General features: G+C 61.1%; 20 protein-coding genes. 8 read left to right on the top strand and 12 right to left on the bottom strand.

Annotated elements, in window-relative coordinates; translation table 11 throughout:
* Positions 1-60 precede the first annotated feature (60 nt).
* Positions 61-486, top strand: a complete 426-nt coding sequence (locus OP495_RS00820) for a secondary thiamine-phosphate synthase enzyme YjbQ (RefSeq protein WP_280566641.1) — start codon at positions 61-63, stop codon at positions 484-486.
* Between the two features lie 9 nt (positions 487-495).
* Here the strand turns inward: OP495_RS00820 and hda are convergent, their stop codons facing one another.
* Positions 496-1194: a DnaA regulatory inactivator Hda gene (hda, locus tag OP495_RS00815; protein WP_280566554.1), complete on the bottom strand. Its 699-nt coding sequence runs from the start codon at positions 1192-1194 to the stop codon at positions 496-498.
* Positions 1191-2282, bottom strand: a complete 1092-nt coding sequence (locus OP495_RS00810; RefSeq protein ID WP_280566552.1) for an AI-2E family transporter — start codon at positions 2280-2282, stop codon at positions 1191-1193. Before OP495_RS00810 ends, hda begins: the two co-directional genes overlap by 4 nt.
* 182 nt (positions 2283-2464) lie before the next feature.
* Here OP495_RS00810 and purM point away from each other — a divergent pair, with 182 nt between their 5' ends.
* Positions 2465-3541 carry a phosphoribosylformylglycinamidine cyclo-ligase gene (gene purM, locus OP495_RS00805; RefSeq protein ID WP_280562223.1) on the top strand — a complete coding sequence of 359 codons (1077 nt, stop codon included), beginning with the start codon at positions 2465-2467 and terminating at the stop codon, positions 3539-3541.
* Positions 3541-4278 (top strand): phosphoribosylglycinamide formyltransferase, encoded by a 738-nt coding sequence (gene purN / locus OP495_RS00800; RefSeq protein ID WP_280566549.1) that lies wholly within the window; start codon positions 3541-3543, stop codon positions 4276-4278. The genes purM and purN overlap by 1 nt, the downstream gene beginning before the upstream one ends.
* A gap of 246 nt (positions 4279-4524) precedes the next feature.
* On the opposite strand, the gene dcd is transcribed toward purN, so the two are convergent.
* The 5 genes from dcd to OP495_RS00775 all read right to left on the bottom strand — a co-directional run bounded on the left by dcd (position 4525) and on the right by OP495_RS00775 (position 8322).
* Positions 4525-5091: a dCTP deaminase gene (gene dcd / locus OP495_RS00795; RefSeq protein ID WP_280566547.1), complete on the bottom strand. Its 567-nt coding sequence runs from the start codon at positions 5089-5091 to the stop codon at positions 4525-4527.
* Positions 5092-5248: 157 nt separating this feature from the next.
* A complete protein-coding gene (gene apbC, locus OP495_RS00790; protein WP_280566639.1) occupies positions 5249-6049 on the bottom strand; it encodes an iron-sulfur cluster carrier protein ApbC in 801 nt (266 codons plus the stop codon).
* Between the two features lie 167 nt (positions 6050-6216).
* Entirely contained in the window at positions 6217-6633 is a 417-nt protein-coding gene (locus OP495_RS00785; RefSeq protein WP_280566638.1) for a TerB family tellurite resistance protein, read from the bottom strand.
* A gap of 106 nt (positions 6634-6739) precedes the next feature.
* Positions 6740-7450, bottom strand: coding sequence for a DUF3581 family protein (locus OP495_RS00780; protein ID WP_280562226.1), 711 nt, complete (start codon positions 7448-7450; stop codon positions 6740-6742).
* A 140-nt stretch (positions 7451-7590) separates the two neighbouring features.
* Positions 7591-8322 carry a glutathione S-transferase gene (locus tag OP495_RS00775; RefSeq protein WP_280566545.1) on the bottom strand — a complete coding sequence of 244 codons (732 nt, stop codon included), beginning with the start codon at positions 8320-8322 and terminating at the stop codon, positions 7591-7593.
* A gap of 115 nt (positions 8323-8437) precedes the next feature.
* Here OP495_RS00775 and thiI point away from each other — a divergent pair, with 115 nt between their 5' ends.
* Entirely contained in the window at positions 8438-9928 is a 1491-nt protein-coding gene (gene thiI, locus OP495_RS00770) for a tRNA uracil 4-sulfurtransferase ThiI (protein ID WP_280566542.1), read from the top strand.
* 30 nt (positions 9929-9958) lie between these two features.
* On the top strand, positions 9959-10351 hold the full coding sequence (locus OP495_RS00765) for a gamma-glutamylcyclotransferase (protein ID WP_280566540.1): 393 nt from the start codon (positions 9959-9961) through the stop codon (positions 10349-10351).
* Positions 10352-10360: 9 nt separating this feature from the next.
* Here the strand turns inward: OP495_RS00765 and OP495_RS00760 are convergent, their stop codons facing one another.
* Positions 10361-10501: a hypothetical protein gene (locus OP495_RS00760; protein WP_280562230.1), complete on the bottom strand. Its 141-nt coding sequence runs from the start codon at positions 10499-10501 to the stop codon at positions 10361-10363.
* Between OP495_RS00760 and metG the strand changes: the two genes are divergently transcribed.
* From metG to nth, 3 genes are read left to right on the top strand one after another with little or no spacing between them, the layout of a single operon-like run.
* Positions 10500-12545, top strand: a complete 2046-nt coding sequence (gene metG, locus OP495_RS00755; protein ID WP_280562231.1) for a methionine--tRNA ligase — start codon at positions 10500-10502, stop codon at positions 12543-12545. The two genes, OP495_RS00760 and metG, sit on opposite strands and share 2 nt — an antisense overlap.
* Before the next feature lie 9 nt (positions 12546-12554).
* Positions 12555-13559, top strand: a complete 1005-nt coding sequence (rsxB, locus tag OP495_RS00750) for an electron transport complex subunit RsxB (RefSeq protein WP_280566538.1) — start codon at positions 12555-12557, stop codon at positions 13557-13559.
* 7 nt (positions 13560-13566) lie between these two features.
* On the top strand, positions 13567-14205 hold the full coding sequence (gene nth / locus OP495_RS00745; RefSeq protein ID WP_280562233.1) for an endonuclease III: 639 nt from the start codon (positions 13567-13569) through the stop codon (positions 14203-14205).
* A gap of 22 nt (positions 14206-14227) precedes the next feature.
* Here the strand turns inward: nth and OP495_RS00740 are convergent, their stop codons facing one another.
* The 4 genes from OP495_RS00740 to OP495_RS00725 all read right to left on the bottom strand — a co-directional run bounded on the left by OP495_RS00740 (position 14228) and on the right by OP495_RS00725 (position 17123).
* Positions 14228-15280, bottom strand: a complete 1053-nt coding sequence (locus tag OP495_RS00740; protein ID WP_280562234.1) for a DUF3524 domain-containing protein — start codon at positions 15278-15280, stop codon at positions 14228-14230.
* 230 nt (positions 15281-15510) lie between these two features.
* On the bottom strand, positions 15511-15948 hold the full coding sequence (locus OP495_RS00735; RefSeq protein ID WP_280566537.1) for a DUF1161 domain-containing protein: 438 nt from the start codon (positions 15946-15948) through the stop codon (positions 15511-15513).
* Positions 15949-15958: 10 nt separating this feature from the next.
* Complete coding sequence (locus OP495_RS00730; RefSeq protein ID WP_280566535.1) at positions 15959-16633, bottom strand: glutathione S-transferase; 675 nt, start codon at positions 16631-16633, stop codon at positions 15959-15961.
* Positions 16634-16832: 199 nt separating this feature from the next.
* Entirely contained in the window at positions 16833-17123 is a 291-nt protein-coding gene (locus OP495_RS00725; RefSeq protein WP_280562237.1) for an HlyU family transcriptional regulator, read from the bottom strand.
* Positions 17124-17170: the final 47 nt, after the last annotated feature.

The following is a 17170-nucleotide window of genomic DNA, read 5'->3' as shown; positions in this document are numbered from 1 at the left end:
GAAATTGTGCTGCCGATGACGCCTTTCAAGGCATCGTCATTACCTCTCGGAGAATCCATCATGTGGCATCGCACCACACTCACCCTGAGCCCACACCACAAGGGCTTTCATCTCATCACTGACGAGATCATCGACCAGCTTCCAGCACTCGCCTCCGTACGTCTCGGGCTCTTGCATCTACAATTATTGCATACGTCCGCGTCGCTCACTCTCAATGAGAACGCCGATCCTGACGTGCGCCACGACATGGCCCTGTATGCCGAACGACTTGCGCCTCAAGGCATCGACGGCATGCACCACACGTTGGAAGGGCCCGACGACATGCCGGCACACGTCCTGGCTAGCCTCTTCGGCACGCAGCTGACGCTGGCCGTCGACTCGGGGCGACTCGCCACCGGCACCTGGCAAGGCATATGGCTAGGCGAGCATCGCCAGCACGGCGGACCGCGGCGGATTCTCGCCACCCTCAACGGCGACGACGCATGACTTGGCTTATTACCACCCCAGCGCTTGCTTGACGAAAGGAATGGTCAGCTTGCGCTGAGCGGAAAGCGAGGCATGATCGAGACGAGCGAGGGCATCGAATAGCGCGTAAAGCTGCCTCGGGCCTCGGTGCAGAATGTAGCGCGCGACTTCATCGGGGAGCTGCATGCCGCGCACCCGTGCGCGCAACTGCAAGGCCTCGAAGCGGCCGCTGTCATCCAGCGACTGAACATGGAAGGTCACGCCCCAGCTCAAGCGCGAGGCGAGATCAGGCAGCACGGTGGGCAACTGGCGCGGTGCTGCCTCGGCGGCGATTACCAAACGCTTGTTGGCATCGCGCATGCGATTGAAGAAATGAAATAGCTCTTCTTCCCAGCGCTTGCGCCCAAGTACCGCAGAAAGATCGTCGATCGCCACCAGGTCCAGGCGTTCGAGATCCTCGAGCATATGCGGCGGAAAATGGCCCAGGTCGCGCAAGGGGAGATACAAGGTACGTCCTCCCCGGTCGCCGGCTTCGTGACAGGCAGCTTGCAACAGGTGGCTACGACCGCTGCCCGGAGCGCCCCACAGAAACAGAAACGGCTCGCCGTCCGTGTCGAGCTGGCCGCGCAAGCGCTCGAGCAACGGGGCATTGCTCGACGCATGGAAGTTGGCAAACGTTGCATCGTCACTCAGCCCCACTCCCAGTGGCAACTGCGCGGACCCGATCATGACCTTTCCTCATCGCCTTCGTGCGAGGCGCCAGCGTGACAGGATGTACCGTATAAGCGACTGTTTTTATAGCGCTCATGAAGGTAACGTAATACTACCATGATGACCGCTGCGACCGGCAATGCGAGCAAAATGCCGATGAAACCGAACAATTGCCCGCCCGCCAAGACCGCAAAAATGACCGCAATGGGATGCAAGCCAATCTTGTCGCCAAGCAATACCGGTTGCAGCACGGTGCTTTCGACAAGCTGCCCGATACCAAAGATCACAGCCACACCGAGTAACGGCAGCCATTCGCCGAACTGGAAGAATGCCACTAACGCCGCCACGCTAATGCCGACGATCACGCCTAAGTAGGGCACGATACTGGCCAGCCCCGCCACCAAGCCGATCAAAAGGCCAAAACGCAAGCCCAGCAGACTCAGCCCCGTCGCATAGATCACCGCCAGGCTGAGCATCACCAGCAGTTGCCCGCGCAGAAAGGCCGACAACACCTCGTCGCATTCATGGCTCAGGCGCGTGATCGTTGGCTCGACGTGTCGCGGCAGCAAATCGCGCAGGCGTGCCTTGAGCCGATCCCAGTCGAGTAGAAAATAAAAGGTCGTCACGGGAAGCAGCGCCAGATTGCCCATCCACACGGCGAACGCCATGCCTGACTTCGACGCCTGGGCCAGAACTGCGGCCGCCACCGTGCCGGTCTCGCGCCAGTTCTCCATCAAGGTGCTGCGCAGCTGATCGAAATCAGCGCTGAGATCCACGCCCGTCACGGCCTGGACCTCCGGTAGCACCACCGACTGCACCCAGTTGAAGATGGCCGGGAAGGATTCGACCAACTGCGCCAGCTGTCGACCCAGCAAGGGAATCAGAATCAAGCACGCCAAGACCATCGACAGCGCCAGCACGAGGAATACTACGCTCACCGAGAGCCGGCGTGATAAACCGCGTGCCTCCAACCAGTCGGTCACCGGATCACCTAGATAAGCCAATATCATGCCGACGAAAAACGGCATCAAGATGGGCTCCAGCAAGACGAGCAACCAGATCAATCCCGCCGCGCCCAGAAGGCACCACACTTGTATGCGTGTCATTGCGATACGTGTCTCCCAGCTCTTTGGGTTTCGATTCTACACGCCTGCGCGGGCGATGCGCCTCCCGTGGGGCAATGCTACAATGTGAGCTTCCCTAATACCGCCCTGGCCTCGGGCGCCAGGCGGCGCCATCGGCTTCGCTCGATCGCCCCGCGATCGGCACACTGTTGACAGGAATGCCCATGACTCGCAGTTCGGACACGCCCACCTCCTCCCGCGCATCCCTCAGCTACAAGGATGCCGGCGTGGACATCGACGCCGGCAACGCGCTCGTCGAACGCATCAAGGGAGTCGCCAAAAACACCTCCCGACCCGAAGTAATGGACGGCTTGGGCGGCTTCGGCGCGTTATGCCAATTACCCAGCGGTTACCGCGAGCCGGTACTAGTGTCTGGCACCGACGGAGTGGGCACCAAGCTACGCTTGGCCATGGACCTGGACCGGCATGACACCATCGGCATCGACCTGGTCGCCATGTGCGTCAACGACCTGGTCGTCGCCGGCGCCGAACCGTTGTTCTTCCTTGACTACTATGCCACTGGCAAGCTGGATGTCGAGATTGCCGCTGACGTCGTTACCGGCATCGGCGAAGGTTGTGCCCAGGCGGGCTGCTCACTGATCGGCGGCGAGACCGCCGAAATGCCCGGCATGTACGCGGGCAACGACTACGACCTGGCCGGCTTCTGCGTCGGTGTCGTCGAGAAATCCGAGATCCTCGATGGTAGCCGTGTCGCCGAGGGAGATGTGCTGCTCGGGCTCGCCGCCTCCGGCCCGCACTCCAATGGCTACTCGTTGATCCGTAAGATCCTCGATGTTAATCAGGCCGATCTCGACACCGAGGTCGACGGTGTGACCTTGCGTGACGCCTTGCTGGCGCCGACACGCATTTACGTCAAACCGCTACTATCGTTGATCAAGGACAGCGACGTGGCCGTACACGCGCTCTCCCATATCACCGGCGGCGGCCTGCTCGAAAACGTGCCTCGCGTGCTGCCCGATACGCTCACTGCACGCATCGATGCCACGAGCTGGACACGCCCCGCAGTCTTCGACTGGCTGCAACGTGAAGGCAACGTCGATGAGCACGAGATGCATCGCGTGCTCAATTGCGGTATTGGCATGGTCGCAGTCGTACCTGCAGCGCAGGCCGAGCACGCCCAGGCCACACTCGAAGCCGCTGGCGAAACGGTACATCGCCTCGGCGACATCGTCGCGCGCCAGGGTGAGGAAGAACAAGTTCGTCTGGAGAACGTCCGCTAATGAATGCTACGACTCAATCCGACACCCCCGACGGCAACGACTTCGAAGCGGAGCCGGCCGAGAAGCGTCGCGTCGTGGTGTTGATCTCCGGCAACGGCAGCAACTTGCAGGCGCTACTCGACGCGCAGCAACATGACGAGCTGGGTGGCGAGATCGTTGCCGTGATTTCCAATCAGGGCGATGCCTACGGCCTAGTACGCGCCAAGGAAGCCGGTGTCGACTCCGTCGTGCTACCGCATCGCGAGTACGACGATCGCGAAGCTTACGACCGCGCATTGATCAAGGTCATCGACCGCCACAAGCCAGATTTGATCGTGCTCGCGGGATTCATGCGTATTCTGACCCCGGTATTCGTGCATCGCTATGCCGGCCGCATGCTCAATATCCATCCTTCGCTGTTGCCGGACTATCCAGGCCTGGACACGCATACCCGCGCGCTGGCCGATGGCGTGTCAGAGCATGGCGCCAGCGTGCACTTCGTCACCGAGGAACTCGATGGCGGACCGGTGGCCTTGCAGGCCGCGCTCAGCGTCGATCCCGACTCCACCGCCGAGCAGGTGATCGAAAAAGTCCACGCCCGCGAGCATCTGATCTACCCCATCGCCGTGCGCTGGTTTCTCGAGGGCCGCTTGAGTCTAGGCGCGGAAGGGGCTCAGTTCGACGACATGCCGCTACCGCCCACCGGACTGCGGATGTCGCATGAAGACGCCGCAGAAGAGCTCGACGAGGAAGGATAGACCCCAGCTTCGAACGCCAGGTCCGGGGCACTATGAAGAGTGGCTTCGAGCGCCAGGTTCGGGGCGCTATAAAGGGTGGCTTCGGGCTTCGAGCGCCAGGTTCGGGGCGCTATAAAGAGTGGCTTCGGGCTTCGAGCGCCAGGTTCGGGGCGCTATAAAGAGTGGCTTCGGGCTTCGGGCTTCGGGCTTCGGGCTTCGGCAGCATTTTGGCTCGCTGCTCGTGGCCCGTTGCCCGTAGCTCGCTGCTTATGTCCTCGGTAGCGTCACGCCCCGCTGCCCCATGTATTTGCCGCCCCGGTCGTTGTAGGAAACGTCACAGACCTCGTCGGATTCCAAGAACAGCATCTGCGCCACTCCTTCATTGGCGTAGATCCGCGCGGGCAGGTTGGTCGTGTTGGAAAATTCGAGCGTGACGTGGCCCTCCCATTCGGGCTCCAGCGGCGTGACATTGACGATGATGCCGCAACGCGCGTACGTCGACTTGCCCAGGCAGATGGTCAACACGCTACGCGGAATCCGGAAATATTCCACGGTGCGCGCCAGGGCGAAAGAGTTGGGCGGAATCACGCAGACATCGCTCTTGACGTCGACGAAGCTCTTCTCATCGAACCCCTTGGGGTCAACCACGGCCGAGTGAATATTGGTGAACACCTTGAACTCATCGGCGCAGCGCACATCGTACCCGTAGCTGGAGGTTCCATAAGAAATCACCCGCTGCTCGTTCACGTAACGAACCTGGTCCGCCTCGAACGGCTCGATCATGCCCTGGTTCTCGGCCATGCGCCGAATCCATTTGTCGGATTTGATGCTCATTGAAGTTTCCTGCTCAGTGCGCTGTCGCGATGAAATCGGTTTGTCTCCGCGAACACTCGGTTCGTGAACACTTGGCCCGTGAAAATTTGGTCCGTAAAAACAAAGGGGCCGTTATGATAACGGCCCCATCGCGTCGCGCAAACGTCACGTAGCGAAGTTACTCGCCGAAGCTGATGGTCGGCGACTCGTCGGATTGCGCGTCGATCCCCTCGGTCACGGCACGCGCCACCTGGCGGAACGTCTGCGCGACGTTTCCTTCAGGATCGGCGATCACACTGGGCTTGCCACCGTCGACCTGCTCGCGAATCGTGCCATCGAGGGGCAGTTGACCCAATAGCCGAGTCTGATACTGCTCCGCAACGCGCTCACCGCCACCGCTACCGAAGATCGGCTCCTGATGGCCACACTGCGAGCAGACATGCTGGCTCATGTTCTCGACAACGCCCAGCACCGGCACGTTGACCTTGCGGAACATCTCGATGCCCTTCTTGGCATCGAGCAACGCAATGTCCTGAGGCGTGGTCACGATCACCGCGCCACTAACCGGCACTTTCTGCGCCAGAGTCAGCTGCACGTCGCCGGTGCCCGGTGGCATGTCGACGAAGAGGTAATCGAGATCCTCCCAGGCGGTCTGGTTGAGCAATTGCTGGAAAGCCCCGGCCACCATAGGGCCGCGCCAGACCATGGGCTCATTGGCATCTACCATGAGCGCCATCGACATTGCCTGCAGACCATGAGCCTCCAGCGGCTTGAAGGCATTTTCACCCGCCGGCTGCGGCCGCACACCCGGAGCGATTCCCAGCATCTGCGCCTGACTGGGGCCGTAGATATCGGCATCGAGCAGTCCCACTCGGTACCCTTCGGCGGCCATCGCCAGAGCCAGATTGACGGTCACGGTGGACTTGCCCACGCCCCCCTTGCCTGACGCCACAGCGACGATATGCTTCACGCCTTCGATCACAGCAACTCTCCTTTCCACGATATGCTCATCTGCAGTGCGCCAGCCAGGCTGACAGCTCGATACACTCAGTATAACGTCCCGCGATGGCACTTACCCAAGCGTTTCAGTCAACTTTTCGCCAGGCGCTTCCAGAAAATCGACACATGCAGGCTGGCCGCACCGTCTCACCCCTCCGGCATGACCTCGAGCTTGGTACGAATGAAATCGCTGTGACTGACATAAAGGAGATCGGCGATACGCCGGACGCGGTGCTCTTCCAAGGCATCGAGTTCGCCGTCGGCAAAGGCCAGTTGCCACAGCTGTGCTACCAGCGCCACGCGGTCTTCGTAGCCGTACTGCTCGCGGATCAGGCTGACGAATTCATAGTGATCGACGGCCTGTTCGACTTCGGTTTCGGCCAGCGCCATCAGCTCATCGACGTCGTCCGGGGCAATCGTAAGGCGCGTGGTTAAAAGCTCTCGCAGCATGGCCCGTTCACGTGGGTCATATTCGTAATCGGCACGCATGATCTCGCATAACAGGGCTGCCACCGCCAATTCCAGCGTCACCTGCCGACGCTCCGATTGCGGGGACTCCAACATGCGCTGAAAGAATTGCTGAATGCCTTCGATACTCAAGGGATGCTCCTATGACAAAAGATGACTTGGCCTGTGACACCTTCTGAGTGCAAGGGTTGCATCTGGATACTCACTCGGCCGTGGCGTAATGCGCCTTGAGGTTCATGAACTTCTCGACAAAAGCGTCCATCACCGGAGGATCGTACTCACGCAAGCCGCTGACCACCAACTTCTTGGAGCCATGGCCAATGGCCGTTTCGCCGTCGGTCATCTTGAATTGCAGCAAGGCATCGCCCCGCTTGCCGCTGACATCCAGCGTCGCGCCAGCGAAAGCAACACCGGCCTCGGCGACATCCAGCCGCGATAACGAGAAACCCATGCTGTCATAGATCACCAACGGTCGCTGGGGATTGAACATGACACCCTGCTCTTCCATCAGCGGTTTGAGATAATGCGGGAAATTGCGACCTGAAAAAGCGACGTAACGGCGCGTGAAGGCCTCGATGACGTCGGCATCGTGGGTGATATCCCCGCCACGCTCGACCTCAAGATACACCTTACCATTGGCGTCGGTCACTTGGACGGTGTCGCCGTGCTGAGCGAAGCACAACGGGACGCTATCACCGACCATGCCCTTGAAATGGAAAGTCATGCGTTGTGCCAAGCCAAAACGTGCCATCACCAGGGCAAACAGCAGATCGCCCGGCACGCAGAAACGCCGTGCATCCGCATCGTGAATGGGATTGTAATCGCCAGCGATACACTTGGCGAAACGGCTTGCCTGCTCGGCCGTAATACATAGCCGATCATCGGTCACGGTGTGAAAGTCGTCGAGAAACATGCGCTTATCCCTGCCCATCAAGAAACGCCCACCACGGCGCGGATCACGAACGCCAAGATGGTATCAAATTCATTGGCGCTCGGGCGCGGCCCCCGTACACATTTCTCAACATAACGCCACCGGACGATAACATCGAGCGCTCAATCGGCATCCAGCTCAAGATAATGGCGAAAAATGCCATCTTCGTTAAACGCTTGGCGCCGAGCGGACCCCAGATAGGTGGCAATACGCGGCAATGCCGACACACGCTCGCTCAAGGCCATAACGTCGGGAATCGATGGCGCTTGAACCGCCATTGCACGAGGCATGGCATAGCGCAGGCCGCTAACGGTTTGAAAAAGCGAGAGATCAACATAACTCAAGGCATCGCCGACGAGATACGTCTTTCCAGCCGGATTGCGCGCCAGAACATCCTCGAAATAGCCGAGGAACTTGCCCAGTCGCGCCTGCCGGAATACCTGGGCACGACGGCGCGCCTCGTCTTGCTGCTCTTCGTAATATAGCGAACTTCCGATGGGATGATGTACGTCATGAATCTCGGCGATGAAATCGGTCATCGTCAATTGCAATCCGTGCGCCCAGTCACGGCTGGGCTCGTCGTCCGGCACCAGGCCAAGCCGTGGCCCCAGGAAACGCAGAATATTGGCGACATGCGACACGACCCGCTCCTGCGCTTTGAGAATCGGCGGCGCGAAGGGCGGATACGCCTCGAATGGCGCAACCTCGCCTTCGAGCAGATCGCCGATTGCGCTCATGCCATCCTGGCGTTCACGCGCCACATCGACGTAGTCGGCGCCCGCCGCCTCGAGCGCCAAGCGCACATATTCACCGCGCCCGGGAATGCCCGGCCAATAATACAGTTCGTATTGCATGAGAAATCTCCTCACGATACACGCATTCAGCGTAGCAGCCTCAGTGGAGTGACTGGCGAGGCAGGTGACGGGTTGCTACCATGCGCGCCTTCACTAGGCACTCGACACATGACATATGCGGTATCGCGTCAAGCTTTTCCCCGAGATCACCATCAAGTCCCGCCCCGTGCGCAAGCAGATGGTGCGTTGTCTGCGCACCAACCTGCGCAACATCCTGACGCCACTGGTCCCTGATGTGCGAGTCGCCGACTGCTGGGATGCGCTGGAGGTACGGGTTCGCCACGCCATCGACGACGCTACTCGTGAGCGCCTGGAAGCAACGCTATCGCGCGTGCCCGGCATCCACGAGGTGCTGGTGATCGACGTGCATACCTTCGTCTCCTTCGCCGATACCGCCGAACGCCTGGTGGCGCTTTGGCGTGCCCCGCTGGCTGGCCGCCGGTTTCGCGTCAGCGTCAAGCGCCGCGGACAACACGACTTCACTTCGGCGGACCTCGAACGTCATCTGGGCGGCGCGCTGCTCGACGCCAGCCCGGACGCCAAGGTGGACCTTTCCCACCCCGAAGTGAATGTCACGCTCGAGTTGCAGGACCAGCACCTGCGCCTGGTGACACGCCGTTTGCCCGGCCTGGGCGGTTATCCGCTGGGCACCCAGGGCCAGGCACTGGCACTCATCTCGGGCGGCTACGATTCGCCGGTGGCGGCCTGGCGCTTGATCCGGCGCGGGCTCAAGACGCATTACCTGTTCTTCAATCTCGGCGGGCCGGAACACGAGCAGGCCGTGGGCGAGGTCGTGCATCGAGTGTGGCAGGGTTACAGCGCCTCGCACCATGCCCACTTCATCAGTGTGCCCTTCGACGGCGTGCTCGATGAGATCCAGCGCCGTGTGCCCGCGGGCCTGGCAGGCGTCGTGCTCAAGCGGATGATGCTGCGAGCCGCCAACCGCATCGCGGCACGCGCGCGCATTTCAGCACTCGTCACCGGCGATGCCTTGGCGCAGGTATCCAGCCAGAGCCTGGTCAACCTAGGGCTGATCGACACGGTCAGCGAGCGGCCCGTTCTGCGTCCGCTCATCGCCGACGATAAGCAAGCCATCATCGAGGATGCGCGTCACATCGGCACCGCCGCCCATGCCGAGCGCTTGCCGGAATACTGCGGTACGATCTCGCAACGCCCCAATACACGCCCCAGGCCCGACCAGATCGAAGACGCCGAGGCCGACTTCGACATGGGCGTGCTTGAAGCAGCACTCGAGGCCACCCGCCAGACGCGAGTGGACCGCCTGCTCGACACGCCCGCGCCACGCACGCTCGATGTGCCCGTGATCGAGAGTGCCGAGGCGCTACGCGCAGCCGATGACGTCACGGTCATCGACATTCGCCACCCCGATGAGCGCGACGCCGCCCCATTGAGGCTGCCGCAAGACGAGCCGCTGGCGATTCCGTTCTTCGAGCTCGGCGAACGCGCCGCGCAATTGCCGTCGCATCGGCGCTACGCGCTCTATTGCGATCAGGGCATCATGAGCAAGATGCAGGCGCTTCGGCTCGCCGATCAGGGGCTCAAGAACTTCGTCATCTATCGCGGCAACCGCCACGCTGAGCATTGAATCGTCACTCATCGTCAACGCAGAGTCGCCATGTATTCCCCCGTTATCGCCATCCGTCGTACGCCACTGGTCGCCGTGTACGGCACGCTCAAGCGGGGCCTGCGCAACCACCATTGGCTCGCAGGCACCGAATTCATCGGCGCGGATACGCTCGTTGATGTCACCCTCTACGATTTGGGGCATTGCCCCGGCGCCAAGGCGGAACCCTCCTACGGCATCGACGTGGAACTCTACCGGGTCGATGCGCGGGGCCTACGCGATCTCGACCGGCTCGAAGATTATCGCGTACGCGCACCGCTGACTGGCACCTATGACCGTGTCATTTATGACACTGCATTCGGCCCCGCCTGGCTGTACCTCTACAATCTCGATATCGCGGGGTGTCCGGCCATTCGTGCCGGCGGCTGGCCAAGCCCGCCCTGAGCGTTACCCTTACTGATGCGTCATGAGCGCGTCGACGGCGTCTTCCGCATCACGGATGCAGCCAAGCGCCAAGCGGGCTACAATCGCCTTTTCGTCGATGTCGTTCGCGACGCCTTCTTTCGTTCCGACTTTCGTCACTAGAGCCGCCATGCCGACTACCGCCAACGCCAAGCGCAAGATCCTGGTTACCAGTGCCCTGCCCTATGCCAACGGCTCGATTCATCTGGGCCATTTGCTCGAGTACATCCAGACCGATATCTGGGTGCGCTTCCAGAAAAGCCGTGGTCACGAGTGCCATTATGTATGTGCCGACGACGCCCATGGCACCGCTATCATGTTGCGCGCGGAGCAGGAAGGCATTACCTCGGAGCAGTTGATCAGCAACGTCAGCGCCGAGCACCAGGCCGATTTCGCCCGCTTCGGGGTAGCGTTCGACAATTACTACTCCACGCACTCGGAAGAAAACCGCCAGCACAGCGAGCGCATCTATACAGCGCTACGCGATGCCGGGCATATCTCGACGCGCGACATCGAACAGATGTTTGATCCGGTCAAGGGGCTGTTCCTCGCCGACCGCTTCATCAAGGGCACCTGCCCCAAGTGCCACAGCGACGACCAATACGGCGACAACTGCGAAGCGTGCGGTGCGACCTACACGCCAGCAGAGCTGATCGATCCAGTCTCGGCGATCAGCGGCGCCACACCGGAAGTCCGCACGTCGACTCACTATTTTTTCAAGCTGCCCGACTTCGCCGACTTCATGCAGGGCTGGATCGATGGCGGTCATGTGCAGCCTCAGATTCGCAACAAGCTGCTGGAATGGTTCGAGTCAGGCTTCAACGAGTGGGATATCTCTCGCGACGCACCTTATTTCGGCTTCGAGATTCCCGATGCGCCGGGCAAGTATTTCTATGTCTGGCTCGACGCGCCGATCGGTTACCTGGCCAGCTTCCAGAACCTCTGCGAGCGCGAAGGCATCGACTTCGACAGCTACTGGAAGAAGGACTCAGAGGCCGAGGTCTATCATTTCATCGGCAAGGACATCGTCTACTTCCACGCCCTGTTCTGGCCGGCGATGCTGGAAGGTGCAGGGCTGCGCACGCCGACCGGCGTCAATTGCCACGGCTTCGTCACCGTCAACGGCGCCAAGATGTCCAAGTCGCGCGGCACCTTCATCAAGGCGCAGACCTATGCCGAATACCTCAATCCCGAATACCTGCGCTACTACTTCGCCGCCAAGCTGACGGCCGGCGTCGACGATCTCGATCTCAACCTCGAGGACTTCGCCTCGCGCGTGAACTCGGACCTGGTCGGCAAGGTGGTCAACATCGCAAGCCGCTGTGCAGGCTTCGTGAAGAAACTCAATGGTAACCAGCTCGCCGCGCACTGCGCCGAGCCCGCGCTAGTGGCACGCTTCGCAGACGCCGGCGAGGCGATCGCCGCCGACTACGAGGCACGTGAATTCGGCCACGCCATGCGCAAGATCATGGAGCTCGCCGACGAGGCCAATGCTTACATTGCCGACAAGGCGCCCTGGGTGCTGGCCAAGGAAGAAGGCCGCGAGCAGGAAGTGCTCGATATTTGCTCAGTGGGGATCAACCTGTTCCACGTGTTGATGGTCTACCTGCAGCCCGTGGTGCCGGCTATGGCCGAGCAGGCACGCAACTTCCTGCAGGTCGACTCCCTCGACTGGGAACGCCGTCACCACGTGCTCGAAGACCACGCCATCGCCAAGTTCAAGCCGCTGATGACCCGCGTCGACACCGACAGAATCGCGCAGATGACCGAGGCCTCCAAGGAAGTCCTCGCCGAGGAACAAAAGCTCAAGGAACGCGCCACGGGCCCGCTGGCCGATGATCCCATTGCCGACGAAATAAGCTTCGACGATTTCGCCAAGCTCGATATGCGCATCGTGCGTATTGCCAAGGCCGAGTACGTCGAGGGCGCCAAGAAACTGCTCAAATTGACGCTCGACCTGGGTGGCGAGACACGTACCGTTTTCTCGGGCATCCGTGCCGTCTACGCCCCCGAAGCGCTGGAGGGTCGCCTGACCGTCATGGTCGCCAACCTGGCGCCGCGCAAGATGCGTTTCGGCGTCTCGGAAGGCATGGTGCTGGCCGCCGGCGACAAGGAAGGCGGCATCTATCTGCTGTCGCCGGACAGCGGCGCGGAACCCGGCCAGCGCGTAACCTGAGGAGGCAAGGTGTCTACTAATCTCGCGCTCATCGAGACCATTGACGCCGAATTGCCGCAAACGCAATGCGGCAAGTGCGGGCACCCCGGTTGTCGCCCCTATGCCGAAGGCATCGCGGCGGGTGAAGCGATCAACAAATGCTCGCCCGGCGGCGAGGCCACCATGGCGCGGCTGGCCGAGTTGACAGGCCAAGCGCACCAGCCCCTCGCGGAACCGGCGCAGCCGCCGAAAGTGGCGTACATTCGTGAGGATGAGTGCATCGGCTGCACCAAGTGTATCCAGGCCTGCCCGGTAGACGCCATCCTCGGTGCCGCCAAGCAGATGCATACGGTGATCGAATCCGAATGCACCGGCTGTGAGCTGTGTGTTGCGCCCTGCCCGGTCGACTGCATCGATATCCTACCGCATCCCGAATGGCTCGCGGCACGCACCCAGGCTCAGCAAGACGCATACCTGGACAAACGTGCCGCGCTAGGGCGACAACGCTACGAGGCGCGTCAACAGCGTCTCGCCCAACAGGCCGAGGAAAAACGCCGCAAGCGCGAACGTCGTCAAGCCGCCGTGGCGGCAAAAGCCAAGCGTGAGACGGCCCCTGCGCAATCGACGCAACAGGACGACACCGCCAGCGTGGATACCACTGCTCTCAAGGCGACGCGGGCAACCTTGGTCGCCGGCCTCAAGCGTGTGGAACGTCAACGCCAGCGTGACAACCTGGATGCCGAGACACGTCAGGGGCTCGATGAACGCGCCGAGACGTTGACCGCGCGCCTGGCGGATATCGACCGGCAACTCGGCAACGCACAAGCACCACGTGCCGACACCTCTACCACGCACCATCGGCGAATGGCCGTCAAAGCCGCCGAGCAGTCACTGCGCAAGGCCCGTCAGCAAGTCACGCATGCCCAGCGCCATGGCGATGCTGCCAGCCTCGAGGCTGCGCATGGGCAGGTCGACGAGGCCCAGCAAATGCTCGATGCCGCACGTGCCGCGTACGATTCTCCCTCATCGACTTGATTCGCCCATGAACGCTCAAAAACGCTACGAGATTTTTTCGCGCCTGCGCGATAACAATCCCACGCCGACAACAGAGCTGCACTGGCAGACGTCTTTCGAGCTGCTGACGGCGGTACTGCTCTCGGCCCAAGCCACGGATGTCGGCGTCAACAAAGCCACCGCGCGCCTGTTTCCCGTCGCCAACACCCCGCAGGGCATCCTTAGCCTGGGCATCGACGGGCTCAAGGACAAGATCAAGACCATCGGCTTGTACAACAGCAAGGCCGACAACCTGATGAAAACCTGCCACCTGCTGCTCGAACGGCACGCTGGCGAGGTGCCGGATACGCGAGAAGCGCTGGAAGCGCTGCCCGGCGTCGGCCGCAAGACCGCCAACGTGATCCTCAATACCGCGTTTGGCCAGCCGACCATGGCAGTGGACACGCATATCTTCCGCGTCGCCAATCGCACGCGAATCGCGCCGGGCAAGAACGTTCTGGAGGTGGAAAAAAAACTGATGCGCCACGTGCCCCAGGACTTTCTGCACGACGCGCATCATTGGCTGATTCTACACGGACGCTACACCTGCTTGGCCCGCAAGCCGCGCTGCGGAAGCTGCGTGATCGAGGACCTGTGCGAGTACAAAGAAAAGACCGAGATCGAATGAACCCAGCGTGACACGTGCATCATCACGCCCCCATGAGTACCTCGCGATAAGCCTCGCGCCACGCCGGCCATTGCCAGGCACGCGCGTCAGGTAGCGCCGGACGCGACGCTGGGTCGGTCAGCCATTGTGCCAGTGTCGCCTCGAGCGTCGCCTGATCGCCCGCGTAGCGATACGCTGGCGCGTAATACTCGGGAAAACACAGGCGATCCGGCACCAGTGGCACACACCCCTGCATCACCGCCTCCATGACGGCCAACCCCTGGAACTCGTGATGCGTCGTCGACACCACGATATCCGCCGTATCGAGCATCTCCCGATAGACATCGCCGGGCTGCTCGCCCCAGCACACGACACGTTCGCCCAACCACGCACGCGATGCCTCGAAGACCGGTGGCTGATCGCGGAACTGCTGGCCTAACACGGCCACCTCGAAATCGATGCCACGCGTGGTCAACGTTTCCAGTGCCGTGAAAAACGCATCGGGATTCTTGTCGTATTCCCAACGATGATTCCACAGAATTCGCCGCCCCGAGCGCGCGGGCTTTGGCGTCACCTCGGGCAAGGGTACGGGGAGCACCACGGCCTTATCGGCTACGCGTGACAGCAAAGTGTCGAGCGGCAGACGCTCAGGCATGCGCTTGAGGAAGTCGCGCGCTCCACGCAATAGACTGTCGCGGTTGTAGGCACTGTTGAAGACCACGACATCCGCTGCCAAGGCCGTGTAGAGATTGACCATCAATGGTTCGGCGCGGATGCGCTGTCCCTTGGGAAGCGGATAGGCAAACTGGTTTTCATGGAAATACACGACCTTGCGTGCACGCGCCAGCGACGGGAAAAGACCTACCAACGTCGCCAGGTCGACCATCGAGGTGGCGACGACCAGGTCATAGTCTTCATGGAGACAGTCACTCTCTTGTCCCATCCAGGTCAGCGGATTGCCACGAATACGCCAGGGAAAATGCCGCGGTGGCAGTTCCAACCGCCGCCAGTCGATCTCGGGGAACTGCTGCTGCAGCCCATCCGCCCAGTGCCGATGACTCACGGCCGCGTAGGCGGATAGCAATAAGGCCTTCAAGCACGACTCCTGAGAAAAGGGCGCCATGGTAACCAAGCTCTGAGGTCGACGGAAGCGGGCCACCGAAAGGCGGAAGTAGCGTCCCGCCTAGGCACTGTCTAAAAAGTCGACGAGCGAAGGTCAGACAAGGCAAAAATCAGCGAAAAAGCGGAGTCTACGGGGTGTAAATGAGAATTTTGAGCTGATTTTTAACGCAGTATGGCCGAGCGCAGGCAGTTTTCAGACAATGCCTAGTGACCGCCCTCCTCGTTTTCGGCGCCTTCGCCCAGCGCCTCATCGGTCGTGTCGCTACCTGGCTTAGCACGCTCATTAGACGATGACAGCGAGGCATCCGAGGACGACATGGCCCCGCTTCCCTGGGCGCCACGCCGGTAGATCACCTTGCGCGTACCGCCATCGCAACTACCCACGACTTCGCCCCCGGCGAGAGCATCGTTCTCGCGGACTCCGTCTTCTCCAACGCGTTCGCTGGCGACGACATCGAGCTGGAAGTCCTCGACGCCATTGGCACGAATCTTGGCTTCGATCTCATCCTGCAAGACATCGCAGGCCATCACGCCGGCGTCATTACCGCCTCCGCCAGCGCGCGGTTCCTCCTGAGCGCTGGCGATGATCGGCAACGCCATCACTCCCAGCGCCAGTCCTTTTATCCACCTGTGACTTATCATGACCGCTCCTCTAACGTGTCGCACTCAGATTCAAATCGCCGGTCTGCGCCACAGCACGCTGGTAGTCCGGCCGCGCGCGCATCCGCGCCAACCAGTCGCCAATGGCGGGGAAATCCTTGACGCCACGTCGTGATTCGACCGCCAACACGGGGAAACTCATCTGAATATCTGCCGCCGTGAAGTCCGAACCGGCGAACCATGCATGCTCGGCGAGCGTGGACTCCCAGAACGCCAGATGCCGCTCGATCTCGGGGTCGAGGAACTTGGCCTGCACACCTTGACCTATCTTGCCCGACAGCGGGCGTATCAACGCCGGCATCGGCGGCTTGCCCAAACGCGAAAAGACCAGATGCATCACAAGCGGCGGCATCGCGGAACCTTCGGCGTAATGCAGCCAATAACGGTAGTCGCGATGCTCAAGCGTTCCTACAGGCGGCGCCAGACGGCCCTCGTCGTAACGTTCGATCAGGTAATCGATGATCGCCCCGGACTCGGCCACGGTTAGCCCCTCATCTACGATCAGCGGTGCCTTGCCGAGCGGATGGAGACGTTTGAGACTCTCCGGCGCCAGCAATGTCTGCGGATCGCGATGGTGGGTCACGAGCTCATACTCTTGCTGCAAAGCTTCAATCAGCCAGACGATGCGTAGCGAGCGGGAGTTGTCGAGGTGATGCACGGTAATCATGCGCGGCTCCATCGGAATGATAAAAGGTTGGGCCTGCTCTAAGCGGCGAGAGTTCCGCTCCTCATTGCCCTAGGCGAGGCGTCGTGACAATAAAAAAAACGCCACTACTCCAGAGGCCATGGCTCCAAAGATAGTGGCGTTGGCATGCGCGATAGCGATGGAAGGGAGCGCCTAGCCGGGGGCGCCCAGTTGGGGACGTTCAGCGATCCTCGAACATCTCGTCACCGACATCGTCGATATAACGCTGTACCTTGCGCAGCGTCAACTCGATACAGTCATCGCGGCTGGAGACGATATCCGAACGCTCGAAACGGTGCTCACGCGTCTCACCTCCTTCGACGGGCTTGCGAATCCAACCGCTGACTCGGTACTGACCGCCGACATCCTGCGGATCCGGCGTGATCAGATAGCCTTCGTAGTCTGTCGCGGGAATTTCCTCGTCATTGACACCGCCGCTACGAAACAAGCCCTCGATGAGTCGTTTCAGCATAAAGCCTCCTGCGCGTGCTATGCGTTGAACGCCACCACCCGGGAGAC

This window comes from Chromohalobacter sp. 296-RDG (assembly GCF_029889885.1).
Taxonomy (GTDB): Bacteria; Pseudomonadota; Gammaproteobacteria; order Pseudomonadales; family Halomonadaceae; genus Chromohalobacter.
This window is presented reverse-complemented; position numbering and strand designations above follow the sequence as displayed.

What these genes read in the sequence shown, in the direction of transcription:
- OP495_RS00820 (WP_280566641.1), top strand. Translation starts at nt 61, where the DNA reads ATGTGGCATCGCACCACACTCACCCTGAGCCCACACCACAAGGGCTTT.
- hda (WP_280566554.1), bottom strand. Translation starts at nt 1,194, where the DNA reads ATGATCGGGTCCGCGCAGTTGCCACTGGGAGTGGGGCTGAGTGACGAT.
- OP495_RS00810 (WP_280566552.1), bottom strand. Translation starts at nt 2,282, where the DNA reads ATGACACGCATACAAGTGTGGTGCCTTCTGGGCGCGGCGGGATTGATC.
- purM (WP_280562223.1), top strand. Translation starts at nt 2,465, where the DNA reads ATGACTCGCAGTTCGGACACGCCCACCTCCTCCCGCGCATCCCTCAGC.
- purN (WP_280566549.1), top strand. Translation starts at nt 3,541, where the DNA reads ATGAATGCTACGACTCAATCCGACACCCCCGACGGCAACGACTTCGAA.
- dcd (WP_280566547.1), bottom strand. Translation starts at nt 5,091, where the DNA reads ATGAGCATCAAATCCGACAAATGGATTCGGCGCATGGCCGAGAACCAG.
- OP495_RS00785 (WP_280566638.1), bottom strand. Translation starts at nt 6,633, where the DNA reads ATGTTGGAGTCCCCGCAATCGGAGCGTCGGCAGGTGACGCTGGAATTG.
- OP495_RS00780 (WP_280562226.1), bottom strand. Translation starts at nt 7,450, where the DNA reads ATGTTTCTCGACGACTTTCACACCGTGACCGATGATCGGCTATGTATT.
- OP495_RS00775 (WP_280566545.1), bottom strand. Translation starts at nt 8,322, where the DNA reads ATGCAATACGAACTGTATTATTGGCCGGGCATTCCCGGGCGCGGTGAA.
- thiI (WP_280566542.1), top strand. Translation starts at nt 8,438, where the DNA reads ATGCGGTATCGCGTCAAGCTTTTCCCCGAGATCACCATCAAGTCCCGC.
- OP495_RS00765 (WP_280566540.1), top strand. Translation starts at nt 9,959, where the DNA reads ATGTATTCCCCCGTTATCGCCATCCGTCGTACGCCACTGGTCGCCGTG.
- metG (WP_280562231.1), top strand. Translation starts at nt 10,500, where the DNA reads ATGCCGACTACCGCCAACGCCAAGCGCAAGATCCTGGTTACCAGTGCC.
- OP495_RS00760 (WP_280562230.1), bottom strand. Translation starts at nt 10,501, where the DNA reads ATGGCGGCTCTAGTGACGAAAGTCGGAACGAAAGAAGGCGTCGCGAAC.
- nth (WP_280562233.1), top strand. Translation starts at nt 13,567, where the DNA reads ATGAACGCTCAAAAACGCTACGAGATTTTTTCGCGCCTGCGCGATAAC.
- OP495_RS00735 (WP_280566537.1), bottom strand. Translation starts at nt 15,948, where the DNA reads ATGATAAGTCACAGGTGGATAAAAGGACTGGCGCTGGGAGTGATGGCG.
- OP495_RS00730 (WP_280566535.1), bottom strand. Translation starts at nt 16,633, where the DNA reads ATGATTACCGTGCATCACCTCGACAACTCCCGCTCGCTACGCATCGTC.
- OP495_RS00725 (WP_280562237.1), bottom strand. Translation starts at nt 17,123, where the DNA reads ATGCTGAAACGACTCATCGAGGGCTTGTTTCGTAGCGGCGGTGTCAAT.